The 20,189-nt window shown below is 62.9% G+C and carries 15 protein-coding genes; all 15 read right to left on the reverse strand.

Annotated features, from left to right (window positions below; translation table 11 throughout):
- Positions 1 to 14 precede the first annotated feature (14 nt).
- Complete coding sequence (gene rfbA / locus FHP08_RS09770) at positions 15 to 908, reverse strand: glucose-1-phosphate thymidylyltransferase RfbA (protein WP_147704252.1); 894 nt, start codon at positions 906 to 908, stop codon at positions 15 to 17.
- Between the two features lie 8 nt (positions 909 to 916).
- A complete protein-coding gene (gene rfbB / locus FHP08_RS09775; protein ID WP_147704253.1) occupies positions 917 to 1,972 on the reverse strand; it encodes a dTDP-glucose 4,6-dehydratase in 1,056 nt (351 codons plus the stop codon).
- 84 nt (positions 1,973 to 2,056) lie between these two features.
- Complete coding sequence (locus tag FHP08_RS09780; protein WP_147704254.1) at positions 2,057 to 3,205, reverse strand: glycosyltransferase; 1,149 nt, start codon at positions 3,203 to 3,205, stop codon at positions 2,057 to 2,059.
- 11 nt (positions 3,206 to 3,216) lie between these two features.
- A complete protein-coding gene (locus FHP08_RS09785) occupies positions 3,217 to 4,383 on the reverse strand; it encodes a glycosyltransferase family 4 protein (protein WP_147704255.1) in 1,167 nt (388 codons plus the stop codon).
- Complete coding sequence (locus FHP08_RS09790; RefSeq protein WP_147704256.1) at positions 4,380 to 5,267, reverse strand: GDP-mannose 4,6-dehydratase; 888 nt, start codon at positions 5,265 to 5,267, stop codon at positions 4,380 to 4,382. The genes FHP08_RS09785 and FHP08_RS09790 overlap by 4 nt, the downstream gene beginning before the upstream one ends.
- A 13-nt stretch (positions 5,268 to 5,280) precedes the next feature.
- The gene (gene gmd / locus FHP08_RS09795) at positions 5,281 to 6,315 is read right to left on the reverse strand and encodes a GDP-mannose 4,6-dehydratase (protein WP_147704257.1); all 1,035 of its coding nucleotides are present in this window, start codon (positions 6,313 to 6,315) and stop codon (positions 5,281 to 5,283) included.
- Positions 6,316 to 6,408: 93 nt separating this feature from the next.
- Complete coding sequence (locus FHP08_RS09800; protein WP_187272243.1) at positions 6,409 to 6,825, reverse strand: GtrA family protein; 417 nt, start codon at positions 6,823 to 6,825, stop codon at positions 6,409 to 6,411.
- Positions 6,815 to 7,762 carry a glycosyltransferase family 2 protein gene (locus tag FHP08_RS09805; protein ID WP_147704259.1) on the reverse strand — a complete coding sequence of 316 codons (948 nt, stop codon included), beginning with the start codon at positions 7,760 to 7,762 and terminating at the stop codon, positions 6,815 to 6,817. The genes FHP08_RS09800 and FHP08_RS09805 overlap by 11 nt, the downstream gene beginning before the upstream one ends.
- Before the next feature lies 1 nt (position 7,763).
- Positions 7,764 to 9,347, reverse strand: a complete 1,584-nt coding sequence (locus tag FHP08_RS09810) for a DUF6311 domain-containing protein (protein ID WP_147704260.1) — start codon at positions 9,345 to 9,347, stop codon at positions 7,764 to 7,766.
- A 106-nt stretch (positions 9,348 to 9,453) separates the two neighbouring features.
- Positions 9,454 to 13,257 (reverse strand): glycosyltransferase, encoded by a 3,804-nt coding sequence (locus FHP08_RS09815; protein ID WP_147704261.1) that lies wholly within the window; start codon positions 13,255 to 13,257, stop codon positions 9,454 to 9,456.
- The gene (locus FHP08_RS09820) at positions 13,257 to 14,555 is read right to left on the reverse strand and encodes a class I SAM-dependent methyltransferase (protein ID WP_147704262.1); all 1,299 of its coding nucleotides are present in this window, start codon (positions 14,553 to 14,555) and stop codon (positions 13,257 to 13,259) included. The genes FHP08_RS09815 and FHP08_RS09820 overlap by 1 nt, the downstream gene beginning before the upstream one ends.
- Positions 14,552 to 15,775 carry an ABC transporter ATP-binding protein gene (locus FHP08_RS09825; RefSeq protein WP_323808897.1) on the reverse strand — a complete coding sequence of 408 codons (1,224 nt, stop codon included), beginning with the start codon at positions 15,773 to 15,775 and terminating at the stop codon, positions 14,552 to 14,554. The genes FHP08_RS09820 and FHP08_RS09825 overlap by 4 nt, the downstream gene beginning before the upstream one ends.
- Positions 15,776 to 15,780: 5 nt before the next feature.
- Entirely contained in the window at positions 15,781 to 16,575 is a 795-nt protein-coding gene (locus FHP08_RS09830; RefSeq protein WP_147704264.1) for an ABC transporter permease, read from the reverse strand.
- A gap of 27 nt (positions 16,576 to 16,602) precedes the next feature.
- Positions 16,603 to 18,093 carry a mannose-1-phosphate guanylyltransferase/mannose-6-phosphate isomerase gene (locus tag FHP08_RS09835; RefSeq protein WP_147704265.1) on the reverse strand — a complete coding sequence of 497 codons (1,491 nt, stop codon included), beginning with the start codon at positions 18,091 to 18,093 and terminating at the stop codon, positions 16,603 to 16,605.
- 94 nt (positions 18,094 to 18,187) lie between these two features.
- Positions 18,188 to 20,089: a polysaccharide biosynthesis protein gene (locus FHP08_RS09840; RefSeq protein WP_147704266.1), complete on the reverse strand. Its 1,902-nt coding sequence runs from the start codon at positions 20,087 to 20,089 to the stop codon at positions 18,188 to 18,190.
- Between the last annotated feature and the right edge of the window lie 100 nt (positions 20,090 to 20,189).

The raw sequence follows: 20,189 nt of genomic DNA on the forward strand, positions 1-20,189 counted from the left end.
GCCTTGCTGCAGGCTCACCATATCCGCTCGTCGAGCAGATGCAGCAGGTACTCGCCGTAACCGCTTTGCATCAACGGACGCGCCAGCGCGCGCAGCTGCGCGTCGTCGATCCAGCCCTGCCGCCAGGCGATCTCCTCGGGGCAAGCGACCTTCAGGCCTTGCCGCTTCTCGATCGTCTGGATGAACTGCGAGGCCTCGAGGAGCGAATCGTGCGTGCCGGTGTCGAGCCAGGCATCGCCACGGCCCAACTTCTGCACGTGAAGCTGTCCATTCTCGAGGTACGCACGATTGACGTCGGTGATCTCCAGCTCGCCCCGGGCAGACGGCCGCAGCCCGCGGGCAATCTCCACGACCCGAGCATCGTAGAAATAGAGGCCCGTCACCGCGTAGCGACTCTTCGGAGTTCCCGGTTTTTCCTCGATACCGACCGGCAGCCCCGCCCAATCGAACTCCACGACGCCGTAACGCTGCGGATCCCGGACGGGATAGGCGAAGACCGTCGCCCCGTCGGTTCTGAGTCCGGCCTCGCGCAAGCGCGCGGCAAGGTCGTGTCCGTAGAAAAGGTTGTCGCCGAGCACCAAGGCCGACGGATCGCTTCCGACGAAATCTGCGCCGACAGCGAAGGCCTGCGCAATGCCCCCAGGGGTCGCCTGCGCCGCATAGTCCAGCCGCAGGCCCCACCGTCCTCCGTCCCCGAGCAGACGCTCGAACATCGGCAGGTCCCGCGGCGTCGAGATCAGCAGGATCTCGCGAATGCCCGACAGCATCAGCACCGTCAGCGGGTAATACACCATCGGCTTGTCATAGACCGGCAGCAACTGCTTGGACACAGCCAGCGTGGCCGGATGAAGCCGGGTTCCCGTTCCGCCCGCCAGGATGATTCCCTTCCGGCCAGCCGCCCCGCTCATGCTGCGCCTCACGACGAGTAGCCGGTCGCGACGCCAGATCGATAGGCGCCGGACAGCACTCCCCGAACCCATTCTTCGTTGTCGAGATACCAGCGCACAGTCCGGGCAAGGCCACTCTCGAAGCTCTCCCGCGCGCGCCACCCCAGCTCGCGCTGGAGCTTGCCCGCATCGATCGCGTATCGGCGATCGTGGCCCGGCCGGTCCTCGACGAAGGTGAGCAGCCGCTCGTACCGCCCCGCCCGGTCCGGATGCAACTCGTCGAGCAGCGCACAGACCGCCCGGACGACCTGAAGGTTCGTGCGCTCGCTGCGTCCGCCGATGTTGTAAGTCTCGCCCGGCCGCCCGCGGACCAGTACCTCGCGAATGGCCGCACAGTGGTCGCCGACATAGAGCCAATCGCGCATGTTGAGGCCGTCGCCATACAGCGGCACCGGCTTTCCAGCAAGCGCGTTGGCGATCGTCATCGGTATCAGCTTCTCGGGGAACTGGTACGGTCCGTAATTGTTCGAGCAGTTAGTCGTCAGCACCGGCAAGCCATAGGTATGGTGCCAGGCGCGCACCAGATGGTCCGAGGCCGCCTTCGAGGCGGCATAGGGATTGTTCGGCGCATAAGACGCCGTCTCCGTGAAGGGCGGAGCTCCGGGTGCCAGCGATCCGAATACTTCGTCGGTGGAGACATGCAGGAAGCGGAATGCGTCTTGAGCGGAATCAGGCAACATCGACCAGTAGGCGCGAGCAGCCTCGAGCAACGTGAAAGTACCGTCGATGTTGGTGCGCATGAACGCGGCGGGGCCATGGATCGAGCGGTCGACGTGCGTCTCCGCCGCGAAGTGGACGATCGCGCGCGGCCTTCGCGCGGCGAGCAAGGAGTCCATCAGGGCGCGGTCGCAGATGTCGCCTTGGACGAACACGTGTCGTTCGTCGTCATGTAGCGACACCAGATTCTGCAGGTTGCCAGCGTAGGTCAGCGCGTCGAGGTTGACGACCGGCTCGCCGGTCTCGCGAATCAAGTCGAGGACGAAATTGGCCCCGATGAAGCCGGCGCCGCCGGTGACGAGGATCATCGCTTCCCCCGCTGCAAGTCGTCTCGCGCTGTCGATCTTATCAGTGGATCGACAACGACATCCCGCAGTGTCGTGCCCCACCGCTCATTGGAGACCGGAGGCACCTCGGGCGCCACCCAGTACTTTCTGAAAGAGCGAGAAATACGCGCTCCCAAGTGCGTCTCTGGAGAACATTTTTTCGTAGCGTGCTCGTGCGGCCAGCCCCATCCGTGCCGCGAGCCGTTCATCCTCGAGAAGGCGGCGCATCACGTCGGCCAGTCTGACCGGGGACTCAGGGGGCACGACGAAACCTGTCTCGGAGTCCTGGTTCACGAACGACGTGCCCGTCCCGATCTCACACGAGATCATTGGCCGGCTGTACATCGACGCCTCGACCAAGACCATGCCGTAAGCTTCTGAACGCAGGTGAGACGGGAGGACGAGGGCCCGGCAGTGCTGCAGCAGCGAAACCTTCTCTTCATCGCTCACCTGTCCCGCAAACACGATTCTGGCGCCAGCCGATTGCCGAGCCTGTTCACGGAGCACGTCGCCTTCGGGCCCGGAGCCAGCAATTACGATTTTGGCCGGCAACTGCTGCGCGGCCTCCAGGAGCGTGCGGAGCCCCTTGTAATAGCGGAGTACGCCGATGAACAGGAAGAATGGCTCATTCCGGTCCAACCGAAGGCGATCAAGAACGCTGTCGTCGCCATCACGTGGATAAGAGCTTTCGTCGATACCGAGCGGGATCACACGAAGCTTGCCTGCCACCGAAGCATCGGAAAGAACGGGACTCGATGACGCGTACGAGGGCGCATTCGCAACGATCGCGCTCATCTCGTGCAACGTCCTCCACATCAGGGGTGTATATGCCGCCCCCAGGACCCGTTGACGTACGATGTCCGAGATATAGGTCATTACCGAGGGTTTGCGATGCCTGACCACCCGATGCAGCATATCGGCAAACGGCCAGGGAAACAGGTAATGAACGACGTCGGCCTCCTCGGCAAGGCGCCTGAACGTCGCGAAAGCGTCCAGGCCACCGAGGTCGCAGGAAGCGGGAGCTACCCACGAACGGCTTCGCACGACCCTGGCTTCGGGCCGGCGGATCTCGACGGGCCGGGGGTTCGGCGACAGCGTAAAGATCGTGCTTTCCACGCCGAAGGGTTTCGTCGCAAGGCAAATCTGCCGGATCGCTTCCTGCAGGCCGCCAGGAGGATCGGGGAAGTAAGTCCTGTAAACATGCAGTACCTTCATCGGCCATCCACTCAACGCGCAATCGCGCGATAGACGGCGGCGGTTTCCTCCGCGCAGCGGCGCCAACTGAACTGGGCCGCGCGCGACAGTCCTCTCTCGCGCGCGCCCTCTCGCCACGCTTCGTCCTCGAGCCCAGTCGTCAGCATGTCCTTCAGTGCATCGACGTCCTCAGGAGCGCACATCGCCGCCGCGTCGCCGGCCACTTCAGGCAAGGAGGAACTGTCCGAACAAACGACCGGCACGCCGGAGGCCATCGCCTCCAGCACCGGCAGGCCAAAACCTTCGTACAGCGAAGGAAACGCGAACAGGCGGGCCCCGGCGACGACTTTCGGCAGATCGTCACCCGCAACGTATCCGAGATACTTGAGCCAACCTTGGCGGCTGCCCTGTTCGATCCGGGAATGAAGCTGGCCGCTTCGCCAACCCTCATAGCCGCAGAGCACGAGGGGCCAGCGCCCCCGCAGCGTCTTTGGCAGAGTCCCGTAGGCGTCTAGAAGCGCATCGATGTTCTTGCGAGGCTCGATAGTGCCTGCAAACAGGCAGTACGAGCCTGCCTGCAAGCCGTGTCTCGAAAGTGTCGGGGCCAGTTCCTCACGCGGATAAGGACGAAACGCCTCTGAACTGGCCAAGGGCACCGCACGGAGTCGATCCAGCGGCAGCCCGAAGAAATCCGCAACCTCTCGCCTGGTGAACTCCGAATCCGTGATCAGCATGCTGGCCCGCTCGAGAGCCAGCTCGATCTCACCTCGGATCATGCCGGCGCGGCCAGGAGGATGGCAATCGGCCCAGTTGTAGACCGAGAGATCGTGGATCGTTGCCACGCTCGGACCGTCGAACTTCGGCAGATAGAACTGCGGACCGTGATAGACGGCGTCTTCGGAGCCGCGCAGCGCTCGCGCCTGCCGCATCGAGAGGAGCGATCGGTGCGCCCTCACAGCCAGAGTGCTGTTCTGCAGCATGCGTCGCAGTCGCAGCGCAATCCCGGCGCCACGACCGGCGGCCGCGCTGGCTCCCGCTCCCGAATCGCTGGGCAATCGATCGATGAACCGGCCACCGGAGAACAGTCGGAGGTTGGGAGGGCTGTCGATCAGCGGAAGATTGCGAGCCAACTCCCATGTGTAGCGGCCGATTCCGGTAAGCGGAAAGCGCACCGCATCGACCGACAGGATGACCTTCAAGCCTCGCCCTCGAGCATCCAGCCCAGCGTCTCTTCCAAGGGCGGCGTCTCCCAGCCTGGCAAGGTAGCCATCAGGCGAGACGGGTCACCGCAGAGCCGCGTAACCTCGTTGCTTCGAACGAAGGCCGGATTGACCTCGACGCGGATTCGGTGGCCGGTTATTCCCTCTGCGATCGCAATCACATCCCTCAAGGAATGCGTGCGCCCCGAACAGACGTTGAAGGTCTGACCGATTGGCCTCAGTTCGATCAGCCGGCGGTAGGCGCGTGCGACCGCTCGAACGTCCGAAAAATCGCGCCACACATCGAGGTTTCCGAGTTCGATCACCTCGGCCCGTCTTCTGAAGTGCGCGACGATCTTCGGCAGCAGGAAGTTCTCCGCTTGACCGACCCCGGTGTAGTTGAACGGCCGTACGGTGACGATCGGCAAGCGATCCTTCCACAAGTTGGCCATGTACTCCATCGCCAGCTTGCTCACTGCGTAATCGTTCGCAGGGTTCGCCGGCGTGGACTCCGAAAGCATTCCTTCGGTGGCGTTTCCGTAGACATTCGCGCTGCTCGCCAACAATACGCAGCTGGGCGGACACTCAGCCGAAGCCAGGGCCTCGAGCAGATTGCGGGTGCCGATGAGATTCACGCGATAGAAGGATTCCGCATCGCCGTGCCCCACGAAGGCGACAGCTGCAAGGTGAACGACAGCATCAGGCTGCGCTTCGGCGACAACCTCTCGAAGGCGCGCCACATCGCCGAGGTCCGCCCGCCGGTAGAGAGTGTCACCGGCCTCCTCATGCGCACCGATGCCGAACACTTCCCAGCCTGCGGCCTGAAGCTCCGCTGCGACATAGCGGCCGGTGAACCCCTTGATCCCGGTGATCAGCGCGCGCATGCCCGTGCGCCGTTCAGAAGGAGAAGCCGCACTCATTGCGCCGAAGGTCGGCTTCGACCATCATCCGGCACAATTCTTCCAGCGTCGTCTGCGGCTCCCAGCCCAGTTCGCGTTTCGCCTTTGCGGGGTCGCCAATCAAGAGATCGACCTCGGCCGGGCGATAGAACCGGGGGTTGACGCCAATCAGGAGCTTGCCGGTTTTCGCGCAACGGCCCTCTTCTGCCTCGCCACTACCCGACCATGCGATGTCGATCCCGGCCGCCTTGAATGCCATCGAAACGAAATCGCGGACGGGCACGGTACGGTTCGTCGCAAGGACGAAAGTGTCGGGCTCGTCGGCCTGCAGCATTCGCCACATTCCCTCGACATACTCCTTGGCATAGCCCCAGTCGCGTTTGGCATCGAGATTGCCGAGCTCGAGCACATCCAGCTTGCCGAGCTTGATCTTCGCCACGCTGTCGCTGATCTTTCGCGTGACGAACTCACGGCCGCGCAGCGGCGACTCGTGGTTGAACAGGATGCCGCTGCAACCGAAGATGTCGTAGCTTTCCCGGTAGTTGACTGTCATCCAGTGCGCATAGAGCTTGGCCACGCCGTATGGACTGCGCGGATAAAAGGGCGTGGTTTCAGTCTGCGGGACCGCCTGAACCTTCCCGAACATCTCCGAGGTCGACGCCTGGTAGAAGCGTACCTTCGGATTGACGATCCGGATCGCCTCGAGCAGGTTGACGGCACCGATGCCGGTAATCTCGGCAGTCGTGATCGGCTGTTCGAACGAAACGCCGACGAAGCTCTGCGCGGCGAGGTTGTAGACCTCGGTGGCGCCCGTACTCTGCAACAGACGGATGCTTGCCGAGAGGTCCGTCAGGTCGTACTCGACCAGTTTGAGGTTCGGATGGCTCGTGATGCCAAGCTCATCGATGCGCCAGAAGTTCACAGAACTCGTCCGGCGGTAGGTGCCGTGGACGACATAGCCCTTCTCCAAAAGCAGTTGCGCAAGGTAGGCACCGTCTTGGCCGGTAATGCCGGTGACGATTGCGTTTTTCATTTCGGCCCCTTCAGATCCCGGATTGATTAACGAATTATTCCATCCGGCCGATGCCGCAACGTATTTTCAAACCGTCGCACACCGGCCGCACGATCAGCCTCTCGCCCGGCCCGCCGCACCGAAGGCGTAGGTCTTGTGCATCACGAACGCGAGAGCGGGGCCCAATACGATCACCAGAAGCAGCCCGACCAGGTAATGCCATTCCATCCACTCCGCCAAGCCCGACAGCACGACCGTCAGTCCGAGCGTGGTCAGCGACACCGTCAGGAAGCGCCGGTACAGCGTCAGCGAGGGCGCGACCCGAAAGGTGCACCTGCTATTTGCGAAGAACGAGAACACGTTGGCCAGAAAGAAGGCCGCGACGTTCGCTGGGACTGCCCCCGTGAGTCCGCCTTCGACCAGTCCGACGACGACTGCTGAATGCACGCCGGTATTCACCACGCCGATCAGCCCGAACAAGACGAACTGCCTGCCGATGAGCGCGGTCCACCATGGCCGTTCACCGCTCAACCGTGAACTCCTTGCGGACCACGTAGACCGGCCGCCTCTTGACCTCCCCATAGATGCGTCCGATGTACTCACCGAGGACGCCGATGCCGATGAGTTGGATGCCTCCAAGCAGCAACACCCCAACCATCAGAGACGCGTAGCCCGGCAGGTCAGTCCCGAAGAAAATGGTCTTAATGACGATGTATGCGGCGTAGACGAGCGCCAGCAGCGAAGTCACCGCGCCAATGTACGTCCAGACCCGAAGCGGCACCGTGCTGAAGCTGGTAATTCCCTCAAGGGCGAAGTTCCACAGCTTCCAGACATTAAAGCGTGACTTACCCTCAAGACGCGGAGCGACGTCGTAGGGAATGACCTCACTCCTGAAGCCGACCCAGGCGAACAATCCCTTCATGAATCGACGGTTCTCGGGCATCCCCCGCAGCACTTCTACGACTTCCTGCGACATCAGCCTGAAGTCCCCTACGTCGGGCGGGATCTTCGTCTCTGCGATGACATTGTGCATCCGGTAGAACATCCCTGCGGCGAACTTTTGAAGTGGGCCGTCAGTCACGCGGTCGTTGCGCCGGGCAAGCACCACCTCGGCCCCAGCACGCCATCGTCGAATCATGTCCGGAATCAACTCGGGCGGGTGCTGCAGATCGGAGTCGATCGGTATCACCGCTTCGCCTCGGGCACGATCAAGCCCGGCGGACAACGCTGCTTCCTTACCGAAGTTTCGCGAAAGGTCGACAATGTGGATGCGGCCGTGCCGCTCGCGCGCTTCAAGCAAACGTGCAAGCGTGACGTCAGTGCTTCCGTCGTTTACCGCGACGACATCAAACTCGTAGTCCGGCATCGCGTCAGCAACTGAGAACAGCCTCGCGAAGAAGGCCTCGACGCCGGCGGCCTCGTTGTAGAACGGCACGACGACTGAGATTGTCGTTCTTCCATGGTCCATGTCAGTCCCTGATCCTGCAGACAAACGCGAAATCGATTTCCACGCAGTCGACGTCAGCACGCACGCCGAAAAGCAGCGCGACATCCAGCATCTGCGGATACTCGTCGCGGACGAACACGTGCGCAATCGTGGCGTCTCCTGCGCCAGGAACCCCCTGCCGCGGATCGATGCAGTCCTTCGAGGCGCGCGCGACGTAGCCGGTCGACAGATTGAGACCTCGTTCGGCCGCATACCGCATGATCGGCAACAGCGTATCGTATGCTGGCTTGTTGCCGCAGCGGAACACTGGATAGAAATTAATCGTCTCGACGCGGTCACCGAGGAACGCGTCCCAAGCATCGCGGTTGACGATCGCCTTCGAACTCCGTGAGGCGAGCGCCTTGACAGAGGTATGGCGCGGTGAGAGGTCCCACCATTGAAGCAACGCGACGATGAGAAGTACCACTGCCGCACTCCTGCCCGACAGGTGCCGGGCAACCGTCACCACGGCGAAAACTGCCAAGCCGTAAGCGACAAGCCAGAAGTATCGCCCGGACGCACGAAACTGACTTACCAGACTGTCCAGGACACCCGGAATCTGCCACTCCAGAATGAGAGTCTGTCCAACATACACACGATTTGACAGGGCATAGACGGTGGCCGCAAGACATACCACCAGGAGCGGCCGATGCCGCGCGAAGAAGTCCGGATCAGACTTTCGACAGATATGGAGCGCGTAGGGGACCAACAGGATGAGGCCCAGGCCTAGGTAGTTGAAACCCTCTCCTTGTCCATCGTGGGCAATCGGATTCGGCCAGACGAAAAAACGCCCGCCGGAAAACGGGGAGAGTACATTCATCGAGTAGTGGCCAAAGCCCCACTCGCGCCCGCCAGAGCCCGTCGGCAGTGGAAGCATCGTGACCAGAAGGCTGGCGGCAACCACCAACAGCGGGACGAGTACCGCTCGCATGACTCCGGCCCATCCGGTCTGCACTCGAAACCGCAGCGCATCGGCGAGCAGAATCGCCGCCACCATCGTGAAAATGTAGATGTTGATATAAAACGCTGCGAATGCGAGAACCATCCAGAGAGCAGTCGCAGTCTTGCCCAAGCGGGAGCCTCTTACATATATCGCGAGCGCGAATACAAGGAGCCAGTGCGACATCAGGCTTATGTGCCCCAATCTAGCTCCGAGTGCCGGGAACATCAGAAGAAGCAGTGAAAGGACGGCGAGCGCCACCCATGACCTGATTTTGGCTTCACGCAACACCCACCAAGCGCCGACCGCCTGCAATACGAAGCACAGGCCGACCCAAGCGCCGAAGGGATTCTCGATCATCCATCCGAGCCCCGCAGCAAGTTTCAGGACGACGGCATATGCCGGGATGATGTCCACGAAGGTGGCGAGCGTGCCATCGGGCCAGTTCAGCGAAGAGATCCGGAGGATCGGCCAATGCCAAGGTTCTCGGATGAAGGCATTAAAGCCTGCGATGTATTGAGTAATGTCCTCGTTCTCGGCGGCCCAGTAGCCGGACGTCCCAAAGAGAAAGCCGTCCGGGAAGAGCCAGCCCAAATAGGCGATCGTGAGCAGAATGACCGCAAGCAATCCGAAAGATCCCAACGAAGACGGATGCTGGCGTCCTTGCTGAGAGTTTCCGATCGTCCCTGAGCGGACTCGTTCCATCAAACGCCCCACTCTCTCGGCGCCGGGCCTATGCGCCGGAGACACTGCCGCGCCCCTCGCATGTTCGGCTCCCACCGAACGGCTCCTCGACGAGCTCGGCGATCAGGCTGCGCGCGCTCTCTCGCCAGCTCAGCCACAGCATGCCAGCTGGAACTGGGTGCATGTTGCGTGCCCGCAGTTGCAGCCAGCGACGAATCGCTTCCGCCAACCCCTCGCCCATTTCTCCAGTGAAGTAGTAAGCATGCTCGCCTGCCACCTCGCGGAAAACCGGCAAGTCCCTCGCGATGATCGGCAGCCCTCTCTGCGCAGCCTCGATCAATGGAAGCCCGAACCCCTCACCTTCCGAAGCGGCAATGAGTGCCTGGGCGGACGCGTAGGCCCGCTCAAGACAAGCATCGCTCGCGCCTTCCAGCCAGAATAGCCGTTTGCCTGATTCAGGATGGCATCGGAGCTTAGATGCGATGGCCGGGATCGTTCGGCGCTGCTCGTCGGGTAGATGTCTCCAGCCTTCGGCTCCAACGATCAGCAAGCCGAGGTCGACGCCTGCACTCCACAGGTGCTCGAACGCAGCGAGCACCTGAAGGTGCCCCTTTCGCGGCTCGATCGTCCCGACCATGAGCAAGGTCGGCATCCGCGACGTGGCAGCCAAGGCCTCGTCCTCTGAATTCGCCAGCCCTCCATCCCGTGCCGGCGCGTGGAAGTCGGCGCCCAGATGAATCCAGCGAACCTCTGGTGGCGCCTCGCGTGCCAAGTTCCGACCGGCGACCCATTCGTTCAACTCGTCCGCAACGGCGCGACTGATGCAGACCAGCCGATCCGAGATGCGGCACAAGGCATCGAGCCAATCTTCGAACCCCTCGGAAGCGCCCTGCGGAAAATGCTGTGGGCACTTCATCGGCAGCAGGTCGAAGACGAGGAAGTTCAGTTCGACTCCGAGGTTCCTGAGGTGTCGGTAAACGCCCTCGCGCGCCGCCTCGACCAAGGCCGAACCGGACATGTCCAGGCCGACCAGAAGATCGCCGGAACGCGGCTCGATGATCTCGTCATCCGCCCAGTCCGCAGGGCAACCGATCAAATCGAGGGTGAAGCCCCGCGCGAAGCGATAGCGCCATCCACCAGCCCCTTTCGCGAGCAGGACCGGCTCGACCCGATAACCTGCCGGAGGGTCCTTGACCAGTTCCTCGACAAAGGACCGAGCTACGCGCTCGATCCCGGTGCGCAGCTTGGTGCTCGCCGTCGCCGTCACGTCGAGGTAGAGGGTCCGCGCTGGCTTTCTGTCCGGCAGGTCGACGGCAATCGCGGAGGCCAATGCCTTGAATGCGGCATCGCCCGAAGGAGCTCCGGGAACCCGGGTGATCTCGCGAATCAAGCGCGCGCGCTTCGCCGCACCATGACGGTAGAACTTCTCGATGGCCGCGCGATAGAGCTCGGCACATGCATCGGGCGCATGTCTCGTCCGAATCACCTCCTGCGCCCTTTCGCCTATCTCGGATCGCGTCGCGGGATGCTTCAGCAGGGCCTCGAGCGCCTTCACCAGATCGGACTCGGAGAAATCATCGTCGAGCATCACGACAGCGGTCGCGTCCAGCTCGGCCATCGATCCGTTGGCATTCACGATCGTCGGAATGCCATGACTCATGCAATCGAGCGCAGCGGCGGATGTCTCGCCGCGCGAACTTGCACGCAACTGGACCGCCACATCGACCGAACGAAGCCAGTCGTGAAAATCTTCCCCACTGACCCAGCCAGTCACGCGGATACGATCCGCCGCACGACTTTTCCTTGCCTCGTCGAGCAGCCGCACACCGTAAGCGCCACCGTCATTCTCCCCAACGAAGACGAGATAGCCGTCTTCGCGCTCGGACAAGTCGCTCTTCAGCCAGGCCCGCAGGAGTTCCAGGGTGCGCTTGGTGGGGGCTACGATTCCGAAGGAAGCCACGACGAATCCAGAATCTGGAATGCCGAACCTCGAACGGAGGCCCGTGCGAGTCGCGGGCACGGCCGCGCCGCGCGGCAGGGGCACGACGGCCCAGTCCAATTCAATCTCGACCCCGTAACAGTCCACCGCGAGGTTCCTTGCGTACTCGGAATGGACGATGACGCCTTCCGCACTCTCGAGCGCGCCGAAGTTGCACGGATACCTGGCCACGATCGCTTCCTCGTCGTCACTTCGGAATCGATCCAGCACCGCCCGATAACCATGCGACCGGTAAAGCTCGCGAGTCCAGTACCCTTCGACGCCCTCTACCCGCTCCATGTAGCGACTGAACGAACTGAGAAAGAAATCGTGGAGAACGACCGCGCCCGGGACGCGGTCGATCAGGTCGAACATGTGACGATGAAAGGGCGAGTTCCCAAAGTGATACAACACCCGGTCGTAACGATCGGCGTTGTCCATCAGCCACTGCGGGGTCCGGATGGGGCAGTTGCCGCGCACCCACTCGTCGTCGACGACCGGCTGTGCAACGACGACGTCGATTTCGTAGTGGCGCGCGAGGGCAGGCAGCAGCCCCGAACTGTAATCCGCGATGCCTGTCCTTTCCGGCGGCAGGGGCGACACATAGGCGAGGCGTGGCCTGCCCTCAGCTCGGTCAGCCCGCTCCGCAACATGCTGTGCCACGATCCGCTCGATCGCCCCGAGCGCTCGCGAAGCGGTCAAATCCCACGAAAATTGCCTGCACTGGACCAGCCCCCATTCGGCTAGCTCTTCCCGTTGAGTCTTCGATGTGAGGACCTGCTGGATCTTCTCGCAGATCGCCGCTTCCGAATACGGATCGAACAGAGCGTCGAGGCGACCGATCACCTCGGGAATACTCGCGGCATTTGCGCCGATCACTGGCGCACCGCAGGACATCGCTTCCAGCGCCGGTAGTCCGAAACCCTCGTGCCACGACGGAAAGACGAAGAGTTCACAAAGGTTGTAGAGCGCCCTGAGTTCATCGTCCGTGACGTACCCGGTGGCCACCACCTCTCCCTCCGCAAGCCCCGCCTTAGCGGCGACTGACTTCAACTGGGCAAGTTCGCCGGCCGCAATCTTTCCGGCCAAGACCAACTGATGCGTGGCGCGCAGATCGGGCGACAACTGGCTATAGCCCCGGATCAGGCGCTGGAGATTCTTCCTCTTGTCCGCGCCCCCGGAATACATCACGAATCGGCGCGGAATCCCGAAGCGCGCGCGAAGTTCCGCCTCCTGCGCGGGACTCACATCCACCCTCGCGAATTCCGGCCCACACGCGGTCGAGATGTCGAACGTTGCGTCCCCGGGCAAGGAAAGCGCTTGGCGACCTTCTTCGGTGGCGAACCTGGATATGCCGAGCCAGCCTGCCGACCTCTTCAGGCTCTCGATCTTCCTCAGGTAGAAATCCCGATACAAGGGATCGCCGTCAAGATACTCGGAGGGATTGAGCAATGGGATCAGATCGTAGAGCACGCTGACAGTCGGGGCGCTCCGATCGAAAACTCCAATGCTCGTCACGGCGTCGTCGAGGTACCCCTCGAAAAGACTAGTAACCAGGACGGCATCCGGCTTCAGGCTCGCGATGAACGACTCCCTGACCCGCTCAGCGACCTCCCGCCTCCAGCTGTTTCGGGAATCCGAGTCACGTACCGGGCCCGGAGCGAACCAGACGCGGAGGCGGTCACGCGGCAGCAGGCCGTCGAAAGCGTCGCGTATCGGCGCGATGGTTTCCGGAAACAGGCCATTCAAGACGACGAGAACGTCACGATCCCCCCGGTTACGGGCGACCGCGCGAGCGAGCGACAGACTGTATCGGCCGATCCCCCGGAATCTACTCTCGGTCTGAGCACCTTGGAGGTCGATGACGATGCGCATCAATGTTCCAGCGATCTCTCTCGCCGCGAGTTGGCGATCTTCAGGTCACGAAATACCCGGCGTGCAGTGCGGCTCATCTCAGACGAGTCGAAGCCATGTCCCGGGTAAGCCGGGTCTGGGCGTAAAGCACCGGAAAAAGCTGCGCCGCTTGCTCCAACGCCGTACCGCGACAGGATTCTTCTGACACGTGGACGCAAGCCTGGAAAACGGCGCAAGATTCTCCCGGCCAGGGGGTCAAGCCTCTTGCTGGCGCGAAGACGAGCCAGCGGGCGTGCAAGGAGCGCACGTGTCACGGCACCCAGCAGACCTCTGACACCGCTCGCGCGGACTTGCCGCGCAATCCAGCCAAAGCGCCTGCCCACCGCGCGAAGCGGTGCGGTCAGCCTCCACGAGCGGCTAGCGTAGACAGCCTCGAGTTCCCGGCCCCGTGACTCGGCCAGAGCCGCAGCCGCCCGGTTCGGAGCTTCGAGCGCCGCGATACGCTGAACGAGCTCGGCTACACGCGCATCGCCGAGAGCGAGTCGATTATTGACTTCGGCAAACCGTTTACCAACCAGGTAGTCGGCGCGATCGGCGAGCGCCGACCGGGAAACCCCGTCTTCTACGGCGAATGCCTCATCTAGCGCCTTGAGTGCGGGGTCTTGGCCGGCTATCTGCGCGATCACTGCATAGTCTGGACTCGCGCCCTCGAGCAAGTCGCGCGCGCCAATCCAGTCAGCCGACATAAGCACCGGGTCGTGCTGCAGCCTCAGCACACGGACTCGGACAAAGCCCTGAAACTCGGCGAGGAAGGAAAGCAGTGAAGGTGGGAGCGGCCTGACATGCGTCGGGTCGAGATAGAACCACTCGGTGGCGACCGCAAGATTCTCCGGGTTCGGCGTTTCGAGGATCAGCAGACCGCTCGGGGCGAGGACCCGCTTCGCCTCGATTACAAGTGTCTGCAGCAGGTTGAAGGGCAGGTGTTCGACAAGATGAAAGGCGCTCACCATCGCGAGACTCGCATCGGCCTGAGAACGCAGCCACTCGATCGCGTCGCCGCGCTCCGCGGGCAGGCCGCGCGCACGACAGTCGGCGAGCATCCCCTCATCCAGATCGACGCCGCGACATGGAAACCCTTCGGCAGCGAGCAGTTCCAGCCACTCACCACGGCCGCAGCCAAGGTCGACCCCCCCTCGCCCAGGAATCGCCTCCATCAGCCCGCGGATGAACGGCAGGTACGCACGCAACCGCCCGGCGATAAGCTCGCGTGATCCACGGTGGCGGTCTTCAAAGGCGCGATAGAAGCCGCTGTCAGTCATGTTTCATCGCGCTCGAATTCGAGTTCGGGCGGAATCCAGGCCACACCGACGAAGGTCTCCCTGCTTATGTTGGCCACATTGAACACCAGAGAAAGATCACGCCATTCGTAGTTGCCGCTCAGGTGCGATTCGGTGGCGTGCAGCCCGGTAGCAACCGAGTACGAACCGACGCCCAGCGTCGCCTTGAACGCAAACGCGAGATCGAACCGCTCGCCGCGCCTTAGATTCTCGATCGGCAAGCCCAAGTGATAAGTGTTCGTGCCGAAGATCGCCTGACCGAGCCGGTCCTTGATCATGTAGCCGAACACCAGCGATGGAAGGTCAGCGTGAACCGCAACGCGCGCGCGGAGCACTACAGGCTGGCCGACATCGACGAACTCGAGAGGGCGCCCATTCGCATCGAAAAGGCCAACTGACTCGACACTCGCTTCACCGGTCCCTGACACGGTCTGAGTGCGACCGTCGGCAGTTTTGCTTACCGAGACCGTCGACAAAGCCCCTTCGCGCTCCGCGATCAAGGCATTGTAGTAATCCATCACCGCTTCCGGCTCACCGTCCATCAGCACACGCCCCCGCTCCAGAAAGAGCGCGCGGTCGCAGATGGCCTGCACTGCGTTGCGGTCGTGCGAGACAATGAGCAGCGTGGTGCCCTGTTTCTGGAATTCCCGGATCTTCGCGAAGCTCTTGTGCTGGAAGTAGGCATCGCCGACGGATAGCGCCTCATCGACGATCAGGATGTCCGGGCGAAAGGCGGTTGCGACCGCGAACGCAACGCGCATCTGCATTCCGCTCGAGTAGGTTCGCACTGGCTCCTCGAAATACTCGCCGATCTCGGCGAATGCCTCGATGTCTGACATCGCGGCGGCAATCTGACGGGCGTCGAAGCCCATCAAGCCTGCGGCGTGGAGAACGTTCTGGCGCCCGGTCAGTTCAGGATTGAAGCCCATCCCCAACTCGAGGATCGCTGCAATCCGGCCGCCGAGCCGGACCGAGCCTTCCGTCGGGTGCAAGGTGCCCGTGATGATCTTGAGCAAGGTGCTCTTTCCAGCGCCGTTCTGGCCAATCAGGGCGACAGCCTCACCGGCCCCGATGTCGAAGCTCACGCCCCGCAGGACCCAATGCTCCTCAACGGGCTTCGACGGTAGGCCGAACCAACGGGCAACGCGCTGCCACTCGGAGCGGTAGCTTCGGTAGGCCTTGCCAAGACCTTGCACGCTCATCAAGCTCACAGCGCGTCCACCATTTCGCCGCTCGCCTTCCGGAACAGGAACAGGCCGAGACCCAGCAGGCCGAGCGCAAACAGGGCGATGACGCCCAAGCCGCCCAGATCCGGCCTGGCGCCGTAGACGACCGCCTGCTGGTAAGCGTTCACGACCGGAAACATCGGATTCAACGCCAACAGATGCCGGTACGCCTCCGGGATGATGTTCACTGGATAGACGATCGGGGTGAACCAAAAGAGCACCTGCAGGACGATCGGCACGACCTGCCCGATATCGCGGATAAATACGTTGAGCACCCCGAGGACCAGCCCGAGGCCAAGCGCCAGAGCCACGACGACCATCGCAAGCAGGGGCAACCACAGAATCGCGATGCCGGGGGGATGTCCCAGCAGCGCGAAGACGCCCAGCATCGCGACGAACAACATCCCGTTGTTGAGCACCGACGAACCCACCACGATCGCGGGCAGTGCAATCCTCGGAAACACGATCTTCTTCATCAGGTTTCCCTGTTCGATGAAGAGCGTGACGCAGCGCCCCACGATCTCGGCGAACAGGTTCCACGCGAGCATTCCGGCCATCAGGTAGATCGCGTAGGCGTACTTGTTGTCGATGCCGGGCAACTTCGCCGCGAGAACGTTCGAGAGGATCAGCGCGTAGATGGCGACCTGCGCGAGCGGGTGGATGATCATCCACAATCCGCCCAAGCGGCTCCGCGCGAATCGGGTCACGAACTCGTTTCGAATCGAGGAGAGAACGAAGCCCCGATAGCGCCATAGGCTCAGCAACAATGCCGACATCGCCGTGTCCGCGTGCGGTTCGGACGCTCAGCCGCCGCTGCGGCCATATACGTCGTCGAACCGAACGATGTCGTCCTCGCCCAGATAGCTGCCCGATTGCACCTCGATGATCTCCAGGTCGAGCTTGCCGGGATTCTCGAGTCGATGCTTGACGCCGAGCGGGATGTAGGTGGACTGGTTCTCGGCAAGCATCACCACCTGGTCGCCGACCGTAACCTTCGCGGTGCCGCTGACAACGACCCAGTGCTCGGCCCGATGGTGGTGAAGCTGCAACGACAGGCTGGCACCCGGCTTCACGACGATCCGCTTGACCTGGAAGCGCTCGCCCGAGTCGATCGAGTCGTAGTAGCCCCAAGGGCGATGCACCTTGCGGTGATTCTCGGCATGCGGATGCCCGTCGAGCTTCAGCCTCGTCACCAGCGACTTGATCTGCTGGGTCCGGCTCTTGTCGGCAACGAGCACCGCGTCCGGTGTCTCGACGACCACCGCATCCCTCAGCCCCAGGCACGCGACCAGGCGGCTGGTCGACATGACCAGCGTATCCTGGGTGTCTTCGAGCAAAGCCTCGCCGTGCACGCTGTTGCCGGAGTCGTCCTTGTCGCTGACCTCCCAGACGGCGTCCCAGGCACCGACGTCGGACCAGCCGACCGACATGGGAACGACGACGCCGCGCAAGGCACCCGACGCATCCTCGGAAAGCTTCTCCATCACCGCATAGTCGATCGAATCCGACGGCGACGCGCGGAAGGCTTCCGCATCGATTCGGATGAAGTCCGGATCGACATGCCGCTCGCCTATCGCACGTGCGCAGGCATCGGCCATGTCCGGATTGAACCGGTGGATCGCGTCGAGCCAGACGCTCGCCCGCATCATGAAAATGCCGCTGTTCCACAGGTATTCGCCGCTTTCGACATATCGCGCGGCCGTCTCGAGGTCCGGCTTCTCGACGAAACGGCGCAGGGCCTGCGCCGCGGCACCACCGGACGCCTGGCCGGCTTTGGTGAATGCTCCGCCGGCCTGTATGTAGCCGTACCCCGTCTCGGGCCGGTCCGGAACGATCCCGAATGTCACGATCGCATCGTCGAGCGCAACGGACATCCCGGTCGACACGGCCGCGTGAAAGGCGTTGACGTTCTTGATCGCATGATCGGCAGGCATCACGAGCAGGATCGGATCGGTCCCGTCCGCGAGCGAGGCATGCGCCGCGAGCGTCAGCGCAGGCGCCGTATTGCGCCCGAAGGGTTCCAGCACGACACGTGCGTCGTGGCAACCGGCGGCGCGCAATTGCTCGGCGGTCACGAAGCGGTATTCCTCGTTGCACACCACGATGGGCGAGCGAACCTTCGCTGCATCGCCGTCGATCGAGGACTGGAAGCCTGCGAGCCGCACAGCCGTTGCTTGCAGCATGGTCAGCTCCTCCCCGATCGCGAGCAACTGCTTCGGGTACTTCTCCCGCGACAAAGGCCAGAGACGCGTTCCGGAGCCACCGGAAAGGATGACGGGTTGGAGTTCGGGCATGAGCAATCCTGGATCTTTGCTGCGACGCAGCATGAGCAACCGATAATTATATCGGGTTGCTGCACTGGCCTTCGACCGGCGGCGGCAGAGCCGCTCAAGCGCCGCGTGCCGCCCCTCGCGCACCGGGCGGCTGCACCGCAGTTCCCGCCACCACCCGCAAACCGGGCCTTCCTTCGTACGGCGTGTACTCCGGTACCCAGTTCACGAGCGCGAGCCGCACCGCCTCGTCCGAAACCGGCCCCTTCTGCTCGAGCCACGCCCGAAGTTGCTCGAGAAAGTTGTCCGCGACCGGTCGCGAGCGCACCACCCGGAGCTTTGGGTGCGGAGTCTCGATGGTTGCCTCGGCATCCGCGAGCAACTCCTCGTGGAGTTTCTCGCCGGGTCTGAGCCCACGGAACTCGATGCGGATGTCTTCTTCCGTGTAGCCGGACAAGCGGATCATGTTCCGAGCCAGATCGGCGATCTTCACCGGCTCCCCCATGTCGAGGATGAAGATCTCGCCACCTTCGCCCATGGAAGCGGCCTGTAGCACGAGTTGTGCCGCTTCTGGTATCGACATGAAGTAGCGTGTGATCTCCGGATCCGTCACCGTGACAGGCCCACCCCGCGCGATCTGCGCCTGGAACTTCGGGATCACGCTGCCGGTGCTCCCGAGCACGTTCCCGAATCGCACCATCTCGAACTGCGTTGACCCGCCTCTGGCATGGAGCGCCTGGCAGGTCATCTCCGCAAGCCGCTTCGTCGCGCCCATGACGTTGGTGGGATTGACGGCCTTGTCGGTCGAGATCAGCACGAAACGCTCAGCGCCCCAGCGCTGAGCGCATTCGGCAACCCGCAGCGTGCCCAGCACGTTGTTTCGCGCAGCCTGCCAGGCATTGCGCACCTCCATCAGCGGCACATGCTTGTAGGCCGCCGCATGGAAGACCAACTGCGGCCGATAGACCGCGAACACTTCCTCGAGACGCTCGCTGTCCTTGACGTCCCCCGCCAACGGGACGATTTCGACACCGGGCAGATTCGCCGAGAACCATTCGGCCAGGGCGTAGAGCGCGTATTCGCTGGACTCGAACAGCAGCAGGCGGCCGACTCCGAAGCGGGCCAACTGGCGACAGAGCTCGCCGCCGATCGAGCCGCCCGCGCCGGTGACAAGCACCGTCTTCCCGGACAGCATCGCTCCCACGTGCCCCGTGTCGATCTCCACCTCCTCGCGACCAAGCAGGTCGTCGATCTCGAGGGGCCGTATCGCGGAGATCGCAACGCGCCCCGACATCACGTCCTCGAGACCTGGCGCGGTGAATACATGCGCCCCCGCCTGGACGGCGAGGTCCGCCGCCCGGCGCTTGATCGCGGTGGCGGCCGAAGGCATCGCGAGGATGACGTGCCGCGCCTTCTCGGACTCGATCACCTGCGGCAACCTGTCGATGCCGCCGAAGACGGGACAACCGAGGACCTCGCGCCCCCACTTGTTCCGATCGTCGTCGACCAGACCGACCACCCGCCAATCGGGGCTGCGCTCGAGCTCGCGAACCAGCATCGCGCCGCCCCTTCCCGCCCCGACGATGACGACCGGCTTTCCCTGGGCGATCAAGCCGCCGTAGAGGCGATGCTCCTTGAACATCCGGTACACGACCCGACCACCCGCCATCCAGGCCACGAGCAACATCGGGTAGAGCACCATCGTGGAACGCGGCGTCGCAAGGTCACCGCGGTACAGGGCGACGAACGCAACGAGCGCGAGCGACGACATGGCCACCGCCCGCAGGACCCGCTTCAGGTCGGGAAGGCTGGCGAAGATCCACAGACCACGATACAGACCCGCCCAAAGACAGGCGAACGCGTGGATGGGAACCAGGACGACCAGACCGGCCACGATGACACTGTGATACCAGTACGGCCACTCGAAGTTGAAACGCAACAGGAAAGCGACCGCCCAGGCGAAAACCGGGGCGACGAGGTCGAACAGAAATACGAGATTTGTGCGATGAGAAGTCTTCATCGTTGCGGAAGGTGCCGTAATCGCCAAAGGCCGAAGCGTGCGGCTCGGGCGAGAGTCATTTTACGGCGAACGCTGCGGGGTCACCGGGAAACGGCACCAC

The sequence above is a fragment of the Zeimonas arvi genome, from assembly GCF_008039575.1.
GTDB classification, from domain to species: Bacteria; Pseudomonadota; Gammaproteobacteria; order Burkholderiales; family Burkholderiaceae_E; genus Zeimonas; species Zeimonas arvi.